General features: G+C 39.0%; 13 protein-coding genes and 1 pseudogene. 8 read left to right on the forward strand and 6 right to left on the reverse strand.

Annotated features, from left to right (window positions below; translation table 11 throughout):
* Nucleotides 1-159 precede the first annotated feature (159 nt).
* The gene (locus ITG09_17875) at nt 160-1155 is read left to right on the forward strand and encodes a D-alanine--D-alanine ligase (protein UPR54820.1); all 996 of its coding nucleotides are present in this window, start codon (nt 160-162) and stop codon (nt 1153-1155) included.
* A gap of 158 nt (nt 1156-1313) precedes the next feature.
* Here the strand turns inward: ITG09_17875 and ITG09_17880 are convergent, their stop codons facing one another.
* Complete coding sequence (locus tag ITG09_17880; GenBank protein ID UPR54821.1) at nt 1314-2282, reverse strand: tyrosine-type recombinase/integrase; 969 nt, start codon at nt 2280-2282, stop codon at nt 1314-1316.
* Between the two features lie 100 nt (nt 2283-2382).
* Here ITG09_17880 and ITG09_17885 point away from each other — a divergent pair, with 100 nt between their 5' ends.
* Together ITG09_17885 and yciH are read left to right on the forward strand one after the other, a co-directional pair.
* Entirely contained in the window at nt 2383-2751 is a 369-nt protein-coding gene (locus tag ITG09_17885) for a DUF3319 domain-containing protein (protein ID UPR54822.1), read from the forward strand.
* Nucleotides 2752-2754: 3 nt separating this feature from the next.
* Complete coding sequence (gene yciH, locus ITG09_17890) at nt 2755-3066, forward strand: stress response translation initiation inhibitor YciH (GenBank protein ID UPR54823.1); 312 nt, start codon at nt 2755-2757, stop codon at nt 3064-3066.
* 1201 nt (nt 3067-4267) lie between these two features.
* Here the strand turns inward: yciH and ITG09_17895 are convergent.
* From ITG09_17895 to ITG09_17910, 4 genes are all read right to left on the reverse strand, one after another.
* Nucleotides 4268-5566 carry a hypothetical protein gene (locus ITG09_17895; protein ID UPR54824.1) on the reverse strand — a complete coding sequence of 433 codons (1299 nt, stop codon included), beginning with the start codon at nt 5564-5566 and terminating at the stop codon, nt 4268-4270.
* Nucleotides 5567-6331: 765 nt separating this feature from the next.
* Nucleotides 6332-7294, reverse strand: coding sequence for a DUF4868 domain-containing protein (locus ITG09_17900; protein UPR54825.1), 963 nt, complete (start codon nt 7292-7294; stop codon nt 6332-6334).
* 11 nt (nt 7295-7305) lie between these two features.
* Nucleotides 7306-7920, reverse strand: a complete 615-nt coding sequence (locus ITG09_17905; GenBank protein ID UPR54826.1) for a hypothetical protein — start codon at nt 7918-7920, stop codon at nt 7306-7308.
* A 572-nt stretch (nt 7921-8492) separates the two neighbouring features.
* The gene (locus ITG09_17910) at nt 8493-9833 is read right to left on the reverse strand and encodes an AAA family ATPase (protein UPR54827.1); all 1341 of its coding nucleotides are present in this window, start codon (nt 9831-9833) and stop codon (nt 8493-8495) included.
* A 448-nt stretch (nt 9834-10281) separates the two neighbouring features.
* Here ITG09_17910 and ITG09_17915 point away from each other — a divergent pair, with 448 nt between their 5' ends.
* The 3 genes and pseudogenes from ITG09_17915 to ITG09_17925 all read left to right on the forward strand — a co-directional run bounded on the left by ITG09_17915 (nt 10282) and on the right by ITG09_17925 (nt 16780).
* Nucleotides 10282-10647: a regulator gene (locus ITG09_17915; protein ID UPR54828.1), complete on the forward strand. Its 366-nt coding sequence runs from the start codon at nt 10282-10284 to the stop codon at nt 10645-10647.
* Nucleotides 10648-10851: 204 nt separating this feature from the next.
* Nucleotides 10852-12626, forward strand: a pseudogene (locus tag ITG09_17920) (ATP-binding protein).
* 434 nt (nt 12627-13060) lie between these two features.
* Nucleotides 13061-16780, forward strand: coding sequence for a hypothetical protein (locus ITG09_17925; GenBank protein UPR54829.1), 3720 nt, complete (start codon nt 13061-13063; stop codon nt 16778-16780).
* A gap of 124 nt (nt 16781-16904) precedes the next feature.
* Here the strand turns inward: ITG09_17925 and ITG09_17930 are convergent, their stop codons facing one another.
* The gene (locus ITG09_17930) at nt 16905-18071 is read right to left on the reverse strand and encodes a hypothetical protein (GenBank protein ID UPR54830.1); all 1167 of its coding nucleotides are present in this window, start codon (nt 18069-18071) and stop codon (nt 16905-16907) included.
* A 137-nt stretch (nt 18072-18208) separates the two neighbouring features.
* On the opposite strand from ITG09_17930, the gene ITG09_17935 reads away from it, so the two are divergent.
* Nucleotides 18209-19447 (forward strand): hypothetical protein, encoded by a 1239-nt coding sequence (locus ITG09_17935; protein UPR55203.1) that lies wholly within the window; start codon nt 18209-18211, stop codon nt 19445-19447.
* Nucleotides 19448-19922: 475 nt separating this feature from the next.
* Nucleotides 19923-21560, forward strand: a complete 1638-nt coding sequence (locus ITG09_17940) for a hypothetical protein (GenBank protein UPR54831.1) — start codon at nt 19923-19925, stop codon at nt 21558-21560.
* Nucleotides 21561-21920 lie beyond the last annotated feature (360 nt).

Raw genomic sequence — 21920 nt, forward strand, 5'->3', positions numbered from 1 at the left:
AGCAAATGCTCCTTCTTTTGTTTTAAAACTCGCTATTTTGTTTAATAGTTAATCGCTTGATCTTTCGAACGCAATTTTGACAATCAAAACGCTGTACCTATCTCGACTTTTGTTTATCATTGAAGTCAGTATTCCTAGTTTCAAGGACCGAATTTACCCATGAACACCACAAACATCCTTCTACTTTGCGGCGGTGGATCTTCAGAACATGAAGTGTCTTTAGTTTCAGCCAATTACCTTTTTGAACAACTCAATAGCGTTGCAGATTTCAACGTTGTAAGAGTTGAAATTAAAAACGAAGGCTGGTGTCTTGATTCAGGTGAATTGGTTTATCTTGATATAAACGATCAAACCTTACGTGGTGACAATTTAACATCTAAAGTCGATTTCATTGTTCCTTGTATCCACGGTTTCCCGGGTGAAACTGGTGACATTCAATCATTGTTTGAAATGGCAAAGATTCCGTACCTAGGTTGTGGTTCAGAAGCAAGTAATAACAGCTTTAATAAAATCACGTCAAAGCTTTGGTACGATGCGCTTGGTATTCCAAATACGCCTTATCTGTTCTTATCAAACAATAATGACCAATCTCACTTGCAAGCAACTCAAGCATTTGAAAAATGGGGTAAAGTGTTCGTGAAAGCTGCTCGCCAAGGCTCTTCTGTAGGTTGTTACCAAGTTAACCAAGTAGAAGATTTAAGTGAGGCTATCAACAAGGCGTTCACTTTCTCGGACCAAGTATTGGTTGAGAAATCAGTAGTTCCTAGAGAGCTAGAAGTTGCTGCTTATGAAATCGATGGCGAGCTACATATCAGCAAGCCGGGTGAGGTGATTGCACCGAATGGCGCATTTTACTCTTACGAAGAGAAGTACAGTGCAGACAGTCATTCAATCACTGAAGTTGAAGCAAATAATCTAACTGACGAACAACGCGAGTTGATCGCAGATAGTGCTCGTAAAGTTTTTACACAAATGAAGCTCCGCCACTTATCTCGTATCGATTTCTTCTTAACACAAGACAACAAGATCTACCTAAACGAAGTAAACACCTTCCCAGGTATGACGCCAATTTCTATGTTCCCTAAAATGGTGGAACATGATGGCCCTAAGTTCAGCCAGTTCTTAGAGAACTGCGTGAGAACGAGCCTTTCTTAGGTCTCTAACTCGTTTTCGTTCACTTAGAGCTGAACCAACAAGTGCCTCGAGCTTTCGCCAAGGCACTTGTTGTTTTTAAAGCCAGCTGTTTTTAAAAATCTATCGTTTGAGCCGCAACTTATATCCAAATAACAATATCCAAGTAATCTACAAAGCGTTTATTGCCAAGGTATTAGCGCCTTAAACTTCAGCTTCTCACTCTCAGCCGTTCCAGTGAAACCAACATATTGGGCAGGCATTGCAGGGCTGAGCCAACGACCAAAGTCCTGAATCTCTCTTACCTTAAAACCTTGTTTAGACAACTCTTGCGCTGCACCAACACGAATCGAATTTCCAGAGAAATGATGGTTTTCTGGAAGTTGCAGTAAGTCGCTAGCTCTTCTCAATATCCGGTAAATGGAAGAATCATCTAAAGGCTGCAAACCAATATTCTCATGCTTGTCTATCGCACGAAATACTGGCAAGTTATCTTGTATACCAGCAAACGAAAGCCAACGTTGAAGTGCAACACTGGCTATTTGTGACAACTGATAAGCAGAATCTTTGACTGTTACTTTATAATGATCTTCGACGTACTCAACATCACTCATCGATAACGCCTTAAGTTCTGAGCGCTTTAAAGCACACTCGAACATCACATTATAAAGAGCGATGTCTCTGATCTCTTTCAAGTTTGCTTTCTCATGGGAGAGTAACGTATTTAAATCAGTGAGATGCACAGATGTCATAGCATTGGTTTGTTTGGCGTCACCGGCCATTTGAGATTGTAAGTGGAGCAGGGTAAAACGAACTTGCCTATGCTTAATCGGGTTGGCAAAGCCGAACACAGTGTGCAACATGCTAAGCGTTGCAGTGTAACGTTTTAGGGATGCGTATTTTCTAGCGTTAGACTCAGTTTCAAGAAAACGACGAACAGCGGTTATAGATGCGGGAAGTGTACTAATACGATGTCTAGTACAGAACGCATGATAGCGATTCCAGTCACTGTAAATGCCCAGCAGTGAATTATGAGAATATTGATAACCTGTCAACTCGTCTATAATTTCAATTGTCACGTGCTTGTTTAATTTTTCAACAAATGAATTAATTATCACAGGGTCGGTTAAAATAGGGACTTTTTTTCTCAAATTACCGTACCTCGATAGGTGTTTTTACCATATTATGCTTGATATCATTATAAGTATACTTATGATTAATGTAGTGAAAACAAAAAGATGATTAATAGATATGGCTAATTCAATTTACCGAAGCGTCCATCTTCAATCGATAGATGCTAATAACACAGTTTGGCGTGCTAAGTTAAAAAACAACATTATTCAGGGCAACCTAGCTGCCGTAAAAAAGAGTATTGATTGGTGGATTGACACCGCATCTATTATTGATCCAAAAGAATTCATGTCATTAAATAAGTCGAGAGGAACTGGTGGCTCGACTGAAAACTTCAACGGCTACCAGATCAAGAATGACACCGGTGAGCCTAATGCGTGGTATTGCATGTTTAACGGTCGCCTAATTAAAGGCGGCAAGATTGCAATCCAACGCCATATAGAAGCTTACTTACTCGCAAAACAAAAAGCAGAGCAACAAAAGAAGTAAATTATGAGCCTAGTATATTCAACAGAAACAGGTCGTATTAAGCCTGAAGAAGAGAAAGTCCAACGTCCTAAAGGCGATGGTATCGTTCGAATCCAAAAAGAAACCAAAGGCCGTAAAGGCAAAGGCGTTTCTGTCGTAACTGGCTTAGACCTAGATGACGCACCATTAAAACTAATGGCAGCAGAACTCAAGAAAGTTTGCGGCTGTGGCGGCTCAGTAAAAGATGGCAACATCGAAATTCAAGGTGATGCTCGCGACAAGATCAAAGCGCACCTTGAAAAGAAAGGCTACAAAGTTAAATTTGCTGGCGGTTAATCTCTAACTAATACCAGGGTTAAAATCGAAGATTATTATCACTGGTTATTAGGTATTTTATGGTAAATAGCCAATATGGTTAAATACACAGTATAAATTAGAGAATATCGATACAAAACAAAGGCAGGGCATCACACAACGATACCTGCCTTGTAAGCACTAGAATCAATTTAACAAATCTACGAAAACCATGTCGTACACCGTCAGTTTCTTGGGGATTAAAAATTATAAATCATAGACTTATTGACTAAAATGCGTGAGCTATCAGTATTGTATGTACATGTACTAGCAGTATTTGATGGTAAACCAAACAAAATAGACTTAATAGGTACATGTACACCACAGAGTAATCACACTAGACCAGACAGCTTCTTCTTAAATTATCTTCCAAATAATGGTCAGTTTCACTTATCCACTATAAGGTGAATATGTAGGTAATTAGAGTGAAGGGATCAACTCCATTTTTGCTGTCACAGTAGCTGTCAACGCCTTCAACAATCTGTGCGTAGTTACGTACATTTTAATCACATCACCACTCTGCTCAATGTAAGAAAAAACCGAATAAAGCATTGATATTTAATATAAACATCGAAGTTTTTCATTTGAGTGTTTATGCTGTGGCATGAAAAATGATGCCGCCATTTATTTAACATTTCAATTAATAATCAATAGGTTAATTACGATAGGGGGGAGGGTAAATGGAGCATAATTTATAGTCATGCTGACTGCACGCCCCCTTTTAGATAAGTTTTGGTAGGGTAAACGCATATTAACAGGATGTGTATGAGCTTTTACATTAACTGATAAAGGGTCAGATCTGCGTTACGGTGATCTACCCCTTCAGCACGGGCTTGGATAAATCCTTGTTAGAGTTTTTAGTTAATTTGATGAAAATGAAATTAGTTTTTGTATCGCGATGTCGAATTTGAGTACTTAATCAGGCGAGACGTTTACGGTACAGCTTACATATATAAAACAGCACAGGGCTTATTCAATAATCGGGATTAAGCGCTGGCTACGTAGCGCTTAATCCTTATCTGTTATGTTTTTTACGGAGAGTATTTCGTAAATTATCATTCGTTAGGCCATACATCATTGAACTGCTAGGGTCGCAATAATTTCTAAACCGATAGCTAACATAGGAACAAAATAATTTAACCGTTTAGGGTAAATTTGACCATAAATTATAGAGTTAAAGCCTTCAAGAAGATGTTACATATAACCCCGTAAACACTAATCGCCCTTTTGAATCTATGTCTATTCTAGAACCAAAGTAAGAATGGCCTTTACCTTTGGGTAGAGAAACATCATTTGTTGATGCAAAATCTTCATATAGGGCCATTCCTTGAGGGGTGTGCATATTTTGACCAAAGTAGGTTAAGACATCACCATCAGAACGATATGCTATGATGAATATTTTGTTGTTTACACTATTTACATTGATATTCTGCGTTCCAACGACATAAATTGTTCCATCTGGCTTAACCACCAGATCGGCGGGGGCGAGATGTAGATTAGACATACTAGAAACAAGCTTTCCATCACCACTAAAATCAGTGTGAAAACTACCATCTAAATTATGGACGCTGATACCGATGTCTTTTGTTTCTAACATCGAACCTAAGACATAAACCTTTCCATTAAATATCTTCATGGATCGAAGTAAAAAATCTCCAGAATTAAAAAAAATTTTCAGCCCACCATTTTCCCCAAAGCCTTTGTCAAGCACTCCATCTTTGGAGAATTTAGCCAATACATACCCCTGAACATCACCTTCCGTAATTCTACTGCATACAAAAATAGCTTTTTGTGTAGGGGCATAAGCAACATCGGAATGGAACCTAGTTGAACCTTGAAAAGAGTAGTGCGTATTCTTCTTAACATTTGCTTCAGGGCTAGAGAGAGAATATTCGATATAAGCTGGATTTTTATTAGCGTCAAATGTCTCATATGGCGTAATGTAAGTTCCTGCATCAATAGCTATAAGCTGGCCACTGTTACATTCCTTTTCGCCGAAATATATACCTCCTTCTCCAAATGTGTGGTCTATCTGTCCTCTTTCTTTGAACACTGCAACGTAATCTTGAATCGATGCTCCATTATTAAGATGACTACTGCCATTTATGATAATTCTTTTGTCAGCATCTACAAATAGGCTGTGTATTGTGCCTACTTTCCTCTGATCACTATCAAAATCAAAACTTTTCCAACCAGAACCATTCAGAGATTTATCATACTCTCCATTCCATTCGGCCAACTTAATTAGATACCCTTGTTTTGTTTTATCCATTGAAGACCCACAAACAAATATATTGTCAGAGGTATCTAAGTGAAGATCAAAACCAAGTGCGTTAAGACCAAGTGCTTGACCAATGCCTTTATTAAAACTCTGATCTGGATCTCCAATTGAATTTACTCGAGAAATTAAAATTCGGTACTTAAAAGTGGCACCCCTATTATCCATAAATTCATACAACTCTGGCAAACTTAACGATGTCATACCTTTAGCTCCATTAGTTATCAACATTTCAAGTGTAGTTTTGTATCTCGACTTTATCTTTCTACTATTGTAGTGGATTATTAAATTTGACCACGTAGTTAGAGATTTTTGCATGAGAAAAAGTAGGTCGAATTTCAAACTGCGTACTGTGACGAGGAAATGCCGAAACTTGAAAGGGGGCATTTCTGTGTTAAGTGCCCCTTCAGCACACCTTTGGACATAAATGAGTTTCAGGAATTCTAATATTAGCGATTCATGAATAACTTTTTATAAGGCAAATTTGCCAATTAATACGCCTTCTTACAGTGCGCACTTTGTCTGATTGTGTTTAATGGTGCATACCACCTTAAGTCAGTGCGACCTCTTGTATTTAGATGTTTTATCATTGAAGTATCGCGAAATGAGTAAGAATTACATTTTTCGAAAGTTAGAGTGCCAAATGACGAAGGAAGAGGTCGGGAACTCAGCGTAAGTGATGATTGGGAACAGTTCAAAATGTTATACGACAGTATGGAGCTGCCAACTGGCCAAGTAGTAAGGCCACAACAAATCTTAGCAGGGATTGCGCTTTTGGGGATTCAATCGGAGTTAGAGATAAAAACATCTACACAATAATCAAACTTGCTAGGTCAATTACAATAATAAGACCTTAGCATAACTCGGTTTTATGATTACTAATAGAAGCGTCAAGGTGAAGATTTTAGAAGCATAATTTGAAATGTTATAGATCTAAAAGCCCGCCTTTTTTGTAGGCGGGCAAAGCTGTTAACCTGCTAAGTCTTTAACACGAGATATGTAGTCTTTTTGAGTTAACTCTGACTTGAGAAAGTCATCATCTAGTAGGTCTAAGAATCGTTTACAACTGACAATACTCTCTAATTTAAATGAATCTTTGGTTGGAGTAGCCGCTGCGCTTAGAGCCTTGTAGTAGTCCTTTTTCTCTGTAAAAGCGACAATATCAGCGTTTGGTATTTTGTCTTTGATAACAACAGAGTTTTTATAAACTTTCACTACCTTTCTTGCAAAAGAAGTTTCTTTGTCGATTCGTGCGTTGAACTTTGTCATGTTACTAACCAAGCCCGTTTGTTCTATCTTTTTAGAATAAATTTTCGCTCGGCTATGAATAACTTCTTTAAAGTGCAGTCTTGTTTCAAGAGTTCCGACATGTTCAATAAAGTAAGCATTTTTGACTTGCAAAAATACAAAGTTTGCATTTAGTTTAATGACATCTTGCGCTAACTCGACGAGGCGTGTTTTATGTGCTGTTAAGTTCAATAACCCTTTATCTGGCCCGAGAAGAGAAACGGGGAATATATGTTGATAAAAAGCCATAGACTTGTTCAACGGTGCACTTTTCAAAAGGATAACAACGCCAGAAATATTGCTTAATTTGTCGTTTTTAGCCTGATAAACGGGAACGTTATCTGTAGCTTTGATATCCAAAACTTGTTGAGTTAGCTTAAACTCGAATGGCATATCTTTTGGAGCAAAGTCGAAGTGATAGAGTGTGTTTTTTCTTTCGTCATAGTTAGATAGTGGAACAACACCAAACTTATCATGATTGGTGTATTTACGGCGAAATTCATCACAAAACTCTTTTCTGAACTTAGCTAAAACAGGCGAAGCAATATCAGAATCAAAAACATTATTTGATTTATCTACAAAGTACACGTTGATACCATCACAGCTATCAATAAACTTTTCAAAGCCCTTAGTTAACACAGTCATTTATAACCTTTCTACTTTTTCTTAGCATAAAATACGTTATCCGATATAAGTTTGTACTTTATGATTTGGTTGGGAGCAATAGTATCTTGAGATATCACGATAACAGATTCATACAGCCCATTTTGGTCTGTTAGGTTAGCGCGATACAGTTTGAAGCCAAAAAGTGCCAAAGTTGGGTTAGCATAATACTTGTCTGTTCTGACAAAGATGAAACCAATAACAACTAATAAAACAACATAGGCAACCAGTTTTCGTGGGTCATCAAAGCTGAAACCAAAAAATGGAATGATGTACGTAGCTAGAAATGTTAAATGTTCGTAGTCTTCACTTTTTACTTCACAGACACGGATTGTGTTTTCACCGCCACCTTCCAGCATGTAATCAAATTGATATTTTATTAGCATAGAGATGCAAAAACATAAAAACATCAGGCAAGGGAGCCAATTTAAAAGGTATGTATCTAAAATTGCAAAGAGTACTTCTTTCGCCCAGAAACTTACTGAGCACTGCTCTCCTAGACATACTGAAAACTTATACACTGGCATCTTCAGTGACATAATCATAATGATCAGAAATAGTATCGCTAAAGACAATATGTACAGTTTTACTTTTTCTTTATTGTTCATCAGTAAGTTAGCTCTTATAGGCTAAACATGAGCAAATCGTATATTTATCGCATTCTGCATCTAATGCCATATGATTGTCCACATTTATCTTTTGTGATTTGCCAAATGAAAATTAATGTATTCATTTATTTATTTTTGGTGTGTTTATATACAGTATAACTCAAGATGTACTGATTTTACTTAGGTTTAACTGGCATTTTGTTTATGAGAGTGTTGAAGCAACGTCGAATTTCCCCCCGTGATACAACACGGGGGTTCACTACGAACAGCATTAGAAGAATGGATAACTTCTAGTAGGGCAAAACCCCATGAACAGGATGTGAATGAGTAAAAGGTCTATCCAGCAATGGGGCATTTTCGAGCTAGAAAATGCCACGCTTGAGAATTCAGGTTGTGATATTTTTGGACATTTCCGTGCTAGTGATTCTACTAAATTAGTGATCTATGGATTATCTTGGGTATTGAAAACGTCAAATCTGACGGCCAGATTTGCTCGTCCACTACACATTGGGATTTTCGTGCTTTTCTCTTCAAAGAAGTTGGGAGCGTTATGTTGCATGTCTTGAGCGCCCTTAATACAGAGACAAAACTGTTAATGCGTCTTTACAGATTGAGGTATATCCCTCATCTGGTCTAAAGAAGCTGCCTCTAAAGTAACTATCAGCGAAGTTTTTCCATATTTCTTTGTTTTTATCTCCTTCAGGAGTAAAAATTTCTGAGTTTTTACAGTTATTTGAACATATCATATAGCACATCAGTTCCATCTCGTCTGGACGGGAATGTTCAGCTAATATCGTTAATCCTGTTTTGCCTAAAATATTACCAACATCTTTTGCATCAAATGTTTGAGATAGAATGGCGTTACCTAGTTTCGGTCTTATTGAATAGATAGCGATAGCCAGAACAGTGAGGGTTTTATAGCCAAAAATTGTATTATTGCTCAATCGTCCTTGCTGAGACAGTGCAACATACACCTCTAAATGGCGTACTAGTGTTTCAACTTCTCTTAATGATAACTTGTTGATCTTTATGATTTGTTCTAGAATCCGAATGGAACCACACTCCTGTAGCTTTAGGAGGGCTAGCACATTACTGGTTCTAACTAAGTTTTTATAATGACTTAATGAAACGGATGTTTCTTGGTAGGTATTAAGTCCTTGTACTTGCGGCAGACTAAAGGAGTATTTGAGAAATTTATCTAAATACCTTTGCGCGTCTACAGTCTCTCCATAGCAGTGATTAATAGAAGATCTTAGTTGCTGGGTATTGGTGACTAAGACAAACTGTACACCCTTTACGTTGAATGTATGTTTTATGATCTCCAGCATGTTAACTGCAAAGTCAGGTCTACAGCGGTCAAGTTCATCGACAAACAACACAATAGGCTTTTCCTGTGCTATTCCTTCTAGTGTCTCTTGAAGCGTTCTCAGACTTTCAGATGCCTTGACGTGCTCCTTCAGCACTGACTCTACCGATGCATCAATGGCTTTGTTTGCAACTTGCTGAATTTCTTTATCAAAGTCATTGACTATATCCGCTGCATCTTGGCGAAGCAAATGCGCTACCCCAGCTTTTGCTAGAGTCTTCAAACCGTACCTTGCCGCAGGTATAGCTTTCTTAATAAAACTCTCTTTATCTTCCTCTGACGATAGGATATTAACAACTTCAGCTAATACCGTTAGTAGCGGCTCATCAGCATGATCAGCTTGGAAGGCATCCACATAGATAAGGTGATGCGTATCTTCTTCAGTCATAAGATTGATTAACTTATGACAAAACTCTGTTTTCCCTGTCCCCCAACTCCCATCGATAACCATAGGAGATATGTCTATATCTGCTCGTAATAGTTGGATTGTTTTTTCTGCGATCTGCTTACGCTGAAATTCATCTCGATCGTGAAACGTGATGTTCATAATACCTAGCCTTTGTTCTTAGTTTTAGTTGGTGCTTTGTTTAGTAGCAGACTCCAGTGTTCTTCCTTAGTAATTATGTAAGGTAATACTTTTCTCTGCTCCACAATTAGTAAAGTAGCCCGAAACGGGTGAAGTGACTGATAAGCCCAGCCGACTAGACTCTACACTGATTAGAAAAAGGAGAACAAGTATTGATCCTTAAGATGTGAAGGGAAAAATAGCTTAACTTAGGATGGGGCAAAGACGTTCTAACAGTGTACGAAGCACACCCTTGGACATAAATGTGTTTCGGAAATTCTAATATTAGCGATTAATGAATAACTTTTTATAAGGCAAATTTGCCAATTAGTACGCCTTCGTACAGTGCGCACCTTGCTTGCTTGTGTTCAATGCTGCATATCATATCATGTCAATGCAGTGCAACTTGTTTTATTTGGAGATTTTACCTGTGAAGTATCGCGAAATGAGTAAGAATTACATTTTTCGAGAGTTAGAGTGCCAAATGACGAAGGAAGAGGTCGCTGAACGCTGTTTTAAAACTGTGAGAACCGTCACGGGTTGGGACGAAGGAAAACCAATACCGCCCGAGTGTAAACGGCTTATGCGAATGGCAAAAGGACGTGAGTTGTCGGCTAGTGATGATTGGGAACAGTTTAAAATGCATTATGATAGTCTTGAACTCCCTACTGGCCAAGTTGTATCACCGCAGCAAATCTTAGCCGGAATTGCTTTGTTAAGTCTTCAATCCGAGCTCGAAATTAAGATGTCTAAGCATTTTATTAAACTAGTTAGTTCGATAGCGAAAACCTTGTAGAGCTACATCCTCTGGTCAATTTCTCATGAACCTATTTAGTGCATTTCGATTTGATTCATAAAGCACTGTTACTACTTGCGTTTGATCAATACAATGCATATCAATCAGCATTCTATATAGATAATCTCTGGTATTGGGATGCAGAATAATTCAGCTAATAATTTTGTGTAAAATTTGATGTGGCGTTAGATTTCAGAGGGCAGTATGTATTTAAATGGTTTCGGTTTTTCTGGCTATAGAAGCTTTGTTGAAGGGTTATCCAAGATTTCTCCATTACAAAAAGTAAACCTAATAATAGGTAAAAACAACACAGGTAAATCTAATATTGTTAATTTCTTAAATGAACAATATCCGTACTTCCTATCCAAAGTCGTTAATCAACGGTCGTTTAGGGGCCAAGTGGAAAATGTACCGTTCAAGAGAATCGACCAACCAATCAGCAACAGACAAGTTGTACATAAAATAGCTTTCCCTATTTAAGCCATGAATTAGATGCCTATATTAACGAGAAACTCAATAATGAAACTGCTCATAGGCGCCAAAGAGAGATCGCTAGGAAACTACTTGAATCAGATTTCTTCAAAGATGAAAGAGGAGATGTATGGTTTGTTTTCAAAGCTAATAGCCATTCAGCTCAGTTTACTTTGGATATCGCGATTGAAAGTATTGCTCACGAACTAGAGCGGCATGAGTGGCAACAACTGTGGAGCGCTTTAACTGGTAGAGGGCAAGGCGACCTTCGAGCTCATTGGATTCCCCAGACATTGGAAGCATTATCGTATGTTCCTTCAGCACCACCTAAGGTTGAAGTGATACCTGCGATTAGAAAAGTTGGGAATGCAGGGACTGAAGCTAGCGACTTTAGCGGTGAAGGTATAATAGAAAGGTTAGCCAAAATCCAAAACCCACCAATAACTGCACAGGAAGAAAAACACAAATTCCTAGCCATTAACTCATTTGTTCAAGAAGTTCTTGAAAACAAAAGCGCAGTGATAGAAATTCCATATGAAAGAGATATGATTCTCATTCATATGGACGGAAAGACTTTACCTCTAGAATCCCTTGGAACAGGTGTTCATGAAGTCGTAATTTTAGCTTCAGCTGCGACATTATTAGACAAAACTATTATTTGTGTAGAGGAACCAGAGCTTCATTTACATCCTTTATTACAAAGGAAACTGATCAAATATCTTTCTGAAAGTACTACTAACCAGTACTTCTTCACTACACATTCTGCACACCTTTTAGATGCTGTTGAATCTGAGATATTTCATGTTGTGCAAACAGATGGAGTGTCACAAGTTAATGCAATTTCCAGCACAAAACAAAAGTCTGGTATATGTCATGACCTAGGTTACAAAGCTTCAGATATCCTACAAGCTAACTGTATTATTTGGGTTGAGGGGCCATCTGACAGAATATACTTAAATTATTGGATTAAAGCTAAAGCTCCAAAGTTAGTAGAAGGCGTACATTATTCAATTATGTTTTTTGGTGGAAGGCTTTTCAGTCATTTGTCTGCGCAAGACAGCGATGAGATTGAGGAACAAGTAAATGACTTCATCTCAGTGAGAAATTTGAATCGACATACAGTAATCATGTTTGATAGTGATAAAGAGTCATCTCGTGCAAGAATAAACTCGACAAAACAAAGGCTAAAGAATGAGTTTAACGATGGTTCTGGTTTTGCATGGGTAACTAAAGGTAGGGAAGTTGAAAACTATCTAAGCCATGATTTAGTCGAAGAAAGTGTAATCACGGTCCATCCTTCAGCTCAAGAACTTGTTGCGAAAGGAGATTGGGAAAACCTTTTGAAATATAAAAAGCAAAATAGTCGTATCGAGAGGACTGCGAGTAAGGTTAAAGTTGCTCGTCATTACATTGAGAATAATAGCCCAGATTTCAGTGTATTAGATTTAAATGCACGAGTTACTCAACTCTGTGAATTTATTGGTCACGCAAATGGGAATGAAATCTAAAAACAAAATTAGAGTTTAACTCTGGTGACATGGTCGAATTTACCCCCGTGATACAACACGGGGATTCACGGCGAATAGCATTAGAAGAATGGATAACTTCTAGTAGGGTAAAATCCCATGAACAGGATGTGAATGAGTAAAAGGTTACCAAATCATGGGGCACTTCTGAGTTACGAAGTGTCAACTTTGAAGGTTCTGAACAATTTTGTTCTACCGAGCCTGCTAATTTAGCTCGTTATAAATTAGCCAAAGTATGGAAATACTTCTAATCGAATGACCAGTTTTCTGGCGAGGGTAACACTCTGAATCCCAGCGAATATGATAAATCACTTCTGCTAGATGAATCGGCGAACTTCTCATAAATTACAATTATGTAATGAATATTTCTTCACTCAGTTGCATTATTGTTTTGAGGACGTTGGGTGAGAAAGTAAATGGAAAAAAAATACTTAAACAAACTGATCGATCAAAACCAAGAGACTTTTGAGTGTTTAAATCAGCAAGTAAATGGAACTATTATTCATACCGATGAAGGATATGGTGCTGTCAAAGCAGTGCAGAGCCATTGCTATGAAACTGGTCAGGCCATCGAGGTTTATGACACTTTAGATAGCTCACCTAACTGTTTAAAAAAAGTTGACACAGCGATCAACCACAACCGTTATTTTGAGAAACTTCAAGATTCCAAAAAGATACAATTAACAATAGCAGCAGCATTGGGGGCTGTGATTCCCAATTTGATTCCTGAAGCATTTCGTTTCAATGCCACCATTGCACTAGTGTTATATATTCTAGCTTTTATCTTTCTGTATTTCAGATTTCGAAAAGGGAGTAATATCTATCAACATTGTAAACGTACTAGTCCAATAGCTAACCAAGTCGAAGCAAGTTGGACAATTAAAGAAGAAAATGCTGTTAAACAATCACTTAGTTGTTACTACCTTGTCGAGGACCTAAAAACCAAACACCCTGAAGCAGAATTTACAACAGTTCCCGTAATAATTAAAAACCAGCTAACTATAGAGCAGTTCATATTGCTCATCCGGTCGCTACCGAGAAAGGGGTTTAACCTGTTACTTTTCTTACCTAGAGGACCAAGCTCTCACGCATCGATAAAATGTGAAAATGAGCTGATGAGCCTTATAAATGAATACTACATAACGGAATTGGCTATTGAACCTGTTGACGAGGAAGGACTTTATGCCATTTTCACCGATTCAGGTATAACAAATCAGGTTGCTCACCAACTTACAACCATGATGCAAAAAAGCTACGACAGTGCCCATTATGTTTTTACCCGCATTAGGAATACTGACCAAGAAATTACTATTAGAAACTTGCCATCACTGTATAACCCTGCGAAAAACTGGTACGAACACTGGCAGCAAAGCCGACAAAGATCCGCACTCTCGTTACAGATGCTCATCGCTCTAAGCGGAACCTGCACTCAAGATGAGCTCCGAGAGTTCTCCGCTCACGTCAATTGGACATTACCTGAAAACTGGACCAATGAGTTACAGCAATGTCAGTATGTATTCCGCGTGGGTAAAAAGTTCCGAGCATTGTCCTATGTTCGTCGTTTTTTCCAAGATCTTTATTACACTAAAACGGAATTACAAGGCGACATTCTATTTGAAGATTTTCATACTTTCTTACTCGATATGCGTTGGAAAAATTACCGACACAAAGACAATCTTTCTGAATTGCAGTTCAACCTTAATAAGTTCGCTTTCTTGATAGACGTATTTGGGATGGATATAACCAGAAAGAAGAATAAAACCACAGACTTTCTTAAAAGTAACCATCAATTGCGAGAAGCAAAATGTTACTTAGATGTGTTGGAATATATCGCGACAGATAAACGCTATCGTATAGTTCGCGAATGTTACCTACGAGGCTACAAAGAGGCCAGCTTGGGGGTCACATTTGCTATTGAGTTTGCTAGTGGGAAAATGGACATCCCGTCCTACTCTGCGTGGTTGATGCTACTTTCCGAAATACTTCAAGACATTGAGTTAGGGCAATTCGATTTGGCAATGGAGTACTCACTGTCGGCGTTAGACCACATCCAAGCCAACGATAGTTCACTACGGATTCAAGACCAAATCGAGTTTTGGAAGATTTTGTACAGTATTAGTTACAATCCCAAGTCTTCTGCATTCAAAGCCAAACGTGCTGGCATGATTGAAGCCGGGCTAGAAAACGTACGTAAAATGCTATTGTCCGATAAGATGATGACAGAAGCCCAAAAACAGGAGATCAAAACTCTATATTGTTACTTCACGTTGCTTGCCAGACGCTACCTTGATAGAAGCTCTAAAATCATGGCGCTAACTAATGCGGCTCAAGATATATTTGAACATAGCTTCGACAACATAATTAATGACTACGAAATCCTTTACGATGCTCTACCTGCCCTTGAGGTGGCAGTGCGGTATATCGATCAACATCCGAGAACAGAGATCGAATTTCGAATTGCGGTGTTAAATAACTTAGAGAGAGAATCACTACTCTTGTACCGATACAACTTCAAATCAGCTGATGCCTTGGACATTTATCTGTTGATCGTCAGAACCAAGGCCTACATTTATGCGGAATCCGACCTTACGAATGCTAGAGATGCAGTTAATTTTGTTCCACGAGCGATTAAAGAATTATTAGTTGAGTATGAGGAAAACCGCGAAAGTATTCGTGAACATACGGTCATAAAGCCTCGGATGGCTTATGTACTGATGGATAGACTTGGCGACACTATCAAAATGATTTCAAAAAACAAATTTGAAACAAAACTCGACCACTTATTGTTTAAAGATCTGTTTAACCATGTCACTGAGATCATCGATAACCACATATTACGTCATCGCCTCAGCGAAAGTGATTGTGACTATCTGCGACAAACCCAAGATGCTATAGAGTACTTTCTCAATGACATGGACATGGACGAAGAAAGGAGTTTTATTACATTACTCAGCAACGATGAAATGACAAGACTGAAAAATGAAACTGAAAAATTATTAGAATCTTCAGACAAGCACAAAACTGGGCGTCTCCCCCGGGCTATACATGAACAACAAATTGATCAAATCAACCGACTCTATAGCAAGGCCTTACTGCTCTGGGTGAACGATCGTGTTAGTTGCTTTAGTTTATTCTCACGTGCGCTTTCTATGAAACTCTCCCATAGATATTATGCGACTCCTGACTTCAAAAGTAACTTTGCCTCATTACCAGCCCTTTCTGAACAACCATACACAAAGTCTGTGTTACATGCTGCATATCAGAGCTTACGACTATACCGACCGCTTAAACTGAGATCCACCATATATGTACCGTGTAAAGTTATCCGTAGTTCGGAGTTCGGAGTGATTTGTCAGAGCATTCAAGGTCAAAAAATCTACGTTCCTCGCCTAGATGTTGGAGAAAGCTATTTCAATGTTCAACAAGATTTCTGTTCACCTTATATCAGCCTCCGCCTCAATAGACTAGGGGTAGAGAACGCAGAACTCGACCAACTCCACCCGCTGCTGGTGCAATGCATAGGAACATTTGAAAACAAAATAGATGACTTTCAAACTAGTTTGATAGAAGACAACCCTGAGAAAGCACCAGCGTTTACTGAATTTGTTTACGGATGCGAAGCTATAGGTACTATGCGGGGAAGAAACTTCATTCAGTTTATATTGCGAAATTTCTTCACGCCAGATTTAACCGGGAACGTAGAATTTGTTTATGGTGAGAACTTCTGGCTGAAAAACAGTAATTCGAGAGTATTAATTGTCGTACCAGAATCCTACTTGTCTTTTTACCGAACTAGTACTTTGCAACGGCTACTAAAGGCTGTGGCCGGAATTAGTAAGCTGGTCGTAATTTCTAGCAGCGAACAAGCCCCAAAAATGGCGGACGAACTAGTATCTTTTATGGATTTACGTGAGACAGTATACAATCAACAAGAGAATAAGTTTGTCCATTACAGTGATAAAAATAACTTTAAACAAACCAGTCGCGATTTTCAGTTTGTTTGTAATGTAATGGAAGAAATCCACGATACAGAGTATGAACTATGTAAGCCTTGGCATATGCTAAACAGAAAGAAATCACAATTTAGTGGCCAATATCCTCAGTTAACTGCACATCAAACTGAACCTCTAGTCTAACCAGCAACGAGCCTAAATGTAGACAGTGATACTAGCCGTTTGATCATGCTCAGCAGAGCAAATATTGTGGTTACCGATGTATTGTTGCACAGCAAAGATCAACGCGGCCTAGTATGTTAATGAGTCAAAGCAGCGAAATGAAATATTTTGCTATTCCATCTCTCAAACTTCTTCCTCCCCCTGTCGCATTAATATAGTACTTACCAGTAGCATCGAGCTTTAATGCACTACAGTTACTCCAATGCTTTGCAGCCTTATCATAGTCTAGATGAGCAAGAACCTTTGCTGATTCACTTACGCAATCAGCAATATCAACTTCGTGTAAATGATGAATAACCAGACCTAGCGCTTGCCAAACTTGAGAAGAGTAATGAAACCCGTCAGGGTCTTTCTCAAACTGCGTCCCAAGAGTCGATAACCAGATTTTCAAAAAATCGATAATTAACTGTTTGGTTTCATTGATGAGATCTTCTGTAATCATCTTTTTATTTGGAAGTTTTTGGGGTAGAGGAGTAGTCAACCTTGCGCTTCTTCCGCCAATGGCGGCTAGTACCAATCCGGCCATTGATATTTGAGTCGTTACATATGAATCATTTTTTGTAAGCCGAGAGGATATCGACATCCCTCCGAACTTCTCTATATTGATCGCTCTAGCTATATCCGTTACAGCTAACATAATTGGATGAGTTTCGTCCTCATATACTCCGAGTGACATTGAATGAATTCTAGTATCAAGGTTGTTGTATGAGTTAAGTAGTGAAACTATCTCGCGCTTGCGTATATTTTCATTGCTTCTGTAAATGACGTTAATAAGAGTAGGCAACATAGCGATCTTAGAGTTAAGGCTTTCAGCTTTTTGTTCGTCAATACCTAGGGCTGGAGATCTAACAATTTCAGATTCGTATTTGGTAATCGAAGCGTATGCGGCTATCGTTTGTATTCCATTGATTATATAAGATTTTTTTGGGGAGTAGGTTATTGATACTAAACCCGACGCCTCATCTACAATCTCTTTAAAACACTCTTCTACTGCAATTGTTACAGTCAGTAACGGATTCATACCAGTGTTATTCAATAAGCCTAATAAGTAGCTTTGAACTCGCTTGACTTCCGATAAGTTGACTGGTCTTGACATATCAGCAATTATGTTTTGTGCCCCTTCCAATACGTCAGGTAGCGAACAAAACTCAGAGACCTCAGAAAGAGGGAGCGCACACTGAAGAGAACTAGCCTCTCGACCAAAAGGTGCGACACCAATTCCTCTTAACGTTACAACGTCTTTTTTTATCATTATTTCAGATTCTTACAGTTCTTATCCTCATAACTTTACCAAAAAATTATAAAAAACATTTGATCGGGGCTTCGCCCCGATCAATAATTCATCACCTTCTTCAACAACTAAACAAATATGAGGCAATTAATTTGGAAATGACTATCCCTGCGCCAACTATGCGACATGGAGTCACTAGAAAACTAGTATATGGTTCATCCAGTGAAGGCAGTTTCAATGGTGTTAAAACTTTCTTAGCACATATGACATTATCTGAACTATTGAGGAGTTGTTCGTTAGACCTTATCCCCGAACACCTAAGACCAATATATGATGACATTCAGCGAGTTGCGACACCAAGACGTCGAAATGGATTTGAAGATTTTTGCTACAAACATTTAAGTGGTACAACTGATATAGGTAGTGTTATTCCACCTGTTTTAGTGGGCTGCATGCATGGCGTTAGTTTTGAAAAATCTGGTCAAATTAACTTAAGTGATTGGTTAGAAATAGAGACTGAGAATACATTTGTCATTGATGGCATTGGAAGGCTTAGTACTGGCGGGGCAGTTATCGGGGGGTTCGATAACTTCTTGCTTCAGGTAAGTAGAGATTCAAGCGCACGCCTTGCTCGAAGAGCCGAAATCCGAGACCAAATGGCATCATTAGAAATCCCGGTAATGTTCATTTTCAAAGATTCTGGAGAAGCTTTAACAGAAGATGAATTTGCTCAGATGTTTGTCGACGTTAACGGCCAACAACAACCGCTAACAATGAACAAACTAATGAAAGTGCTTCGCTCAGATCCAGTAACAAACCTCGCTCGTGAATTAGGTGAGTTACCTGTTATTGCCTCTCACGGCGGAATGTCGATAGAGGGAGAGAAGATTACAGAGTCTAGCGAATACATTATGACCTTAAACTCATTAACTCGATTTGTGCTAGGAAGTATTGGTGGGTTTAGTATGCAGAGTCGATTAAAAGGAACTAGAGAAATGCCTGACGGTGCACTTTTGGGAAGTACACATGTCAATACAATTAAAAGCGATCTGACACTTTTTCTCGAAACATGGATCTACGAGCAAGGAGATGACTTTTCAATGAATAGAAACGGTTTTCAGCTTGTTACAACACTGATTCAGTCTTTGGGTTTGGTGTTTCATCAGGTATGGAATAATTGTATTGACCTCACTCCTGCGAGTCGCACCAATCATATTTATTCTGTAGCTGAAAAATTAGGCCGTTTGGACTATTCGAGAGGAGCTCGACATTGGTCAGAGTGTTCGTTTCTTGCCTTATCTGAAGACGGAACATATAAAGTCGCTTCTGGTGGTTCAACTACGAGGAAGTATTTTGCTCAACATCTATGTAAAAAAGCTGGATTATCATACACCTAAAATTATACTCATTAATTAGATCTCAACACTTATAGCCTTTGTGCCACAAAAACTTAATTATAGACTGAGAACGAGTTAGAGAGGTCATACCTCTCTAACTCTACTAATCAGATTTCATACGTTCAAGGTCAAACTAAGCTGTTATAAATAGTAGCTAAGATTCGTTCTTGTCTATCTACTGGAAAACTATGGCCAGTTAGTATAAGCGACTTACGACATTCGCAGAAACACCTTTGGACAGAAATGAGTTTGGACTGAGGGGGCTTAAAGTTCTAAAGCACTATGGAGTCTTTTGATGGCAATGAAAACAGTAACTGCTCTATTGATTTTGCTCATCCTGCAAATGAGAGGAATTAGTTAACATCAGACCAAAATTCTTGCGCACTTCTAACCACTGTTCACTTGTCACACCTATAAGTGTGAGTTTTTTCTTCACCCTCTGGACATTAGCTTCCAGCTTAACTAAGACAAATCAATGAATTGGAAAGAAAAGTATAAGGATTACCTGAACAAGGCAGGACAAATAGCTCGAAATGTAGACCCATCAAAGATACTTGAAATTCTTAACTTCAGGCTTACTTCAGAGAATAGACCTATTCGCATCGTTCAATACGGAGGGAGAGTGAGTTCTAGAGACACACATTTCGCATGCACCGTTGATGGATGCGAATACGAGTGGGTGTCTAGTGCCTCTGATGTTGTTCAAAATGGGAAGGGTTGCCTTCGGTGTTCGGGCAGAGAACCCTTGACTGTAAAGTCAATTCAGAAAAGGTTAGATGACCAGAATAGGCAAATAGGACTCAAAAAGTATTCTGGAAACTCACAGAGGAACAGTGTTTTTAAGTGTCAAAAGAGTCACTGTGGCTATGAATGGGAGACTAGTGCAAATCATATTTTAAATGCTGGTACCGGGTGCCCCCGCTGTAGTGGTTTGGCTCCTTTAGATAAAAACTATATTCAACAGGTCTTATACGATAACTGTCGGCCGATTGAAATATTGCATTACGCTGGGAAGGCTAAGGAAATATCCAAGTTCAAGTGTAGAGTTCCCGACTGTGGCTGTGTGTGGACGGCAACAAGTGATTCAGTACTTAGGGGACGTGGATGTCCGAGGTGTGCAAAGTGTGAGAGGTGGACGCTAGATAAAATCCAGAACGAGCTCGATGTTAATAACTCGCAGATCACCATACTAAGTTATTGCGGAAATGTTGATAAGCCGTCTTCTTTTAGATGCGATGTTGATGGTTGTGGTTATGGGGTGGATAGAGAATGGCTAACAGGTGCTTATCATATTCTTAATGGCAAAAAATGTCCGAGATGTCAGGGGGTTGAGAGGTACACTAAAAAGCAGATAGAAGCAAAACTTGTCGAGCTGAATGTTCCCATCAAGTTAGTCAAATATTCTGGAAAAGGAGACAAAGGCTCAGAGTTTATTTGTTTAATTGATGGTTGCGGTTATGGCATTGACACCCCTTGGGTGACGGGTACTTACCATATCCTCAGAGGTTCACAGTGTCCTCGCTGTTTAGGGATGGAAAAGCATTCTCAAGAATCAATCCAAAAAATATTAGATGACAGGGAAAAGAACATCACTGTTGTCAGCTATGGTAGTGGTGTGAGCGATCCACTTACTGAATTCCAATGCAATGATGTAGGCTGCGGACGCAAGTGGACGACTGCGGCTAGCTCTTTGATTACCCAAGGTTCTGGATGCCCGTCTTGTGCTTCTAATACCACAGATAACAACATGCTCTATTTGTTTGAGGATACATGTGGATACTTCAAAATTGGATTAGGTAGCTGGGAAGACGGCTTTGCCCGCTTAAAAGTACAGTACAGAAAAAGGAAGAAGATTGGTGTGCCACTACCCAAGAAGGTTCACAGAGTCGTGCGTGTAGATGATGCACTCAAGTGCGAGAAATACTTGTTGTCTAAACTCACTGTAAACCCATACGAATCTTGGCCGCAGTTTGATGGTATGACTGAATGTAGATTATTGTCCCATGAGGAACTCTCCGTGGTATGTAGTTTCTTCGATTCCGAAGCCTTAGAATCAATGTCTAACTTAGACGAAGTGTTTGTTGAACCGACCAGAATTCATAAGCAGCAATGATCCTCTCACTCGACACGGGGAGACTCAGAATGAGCGGGAACTCGGGGCCAATTTCAGGTATAGAACTGCTCGAATGCAATACGAACGATTTGCAGCGTTACACTCTTGTATGCTGAAGCGAGCCATGGCTTTAACTTGTGCACGTGCAGGCCAACAATTTATTTTGCTTCGTATGTGGATGACCAGTTATCGTTCGGAGCTGCCCTTAGAGTAGTTAAAGTAACGAAGTGGGGCAAAGACTTGTTAGCGATGGTCGCGCTGAAAAGCCTCTGGACATAAGTGTTCTAGACCTCATCTGCTTGCTCTCGTGATTCACGATGCTCGTTGAAGTAGGCTCCTTTATCTAAAATCCCAGTAGAT

It is taken from the genome of Vibrio cyclitrophicus (assembly GCA_023206055.1).
Classification (GTDB): domain Bacteria; phylum Pseudomonadota; class Gammaproteobacteria; order Enterobacterales; family Vibrionaceae; genus Vibrio; species Vibrio cyclitrophicus_A.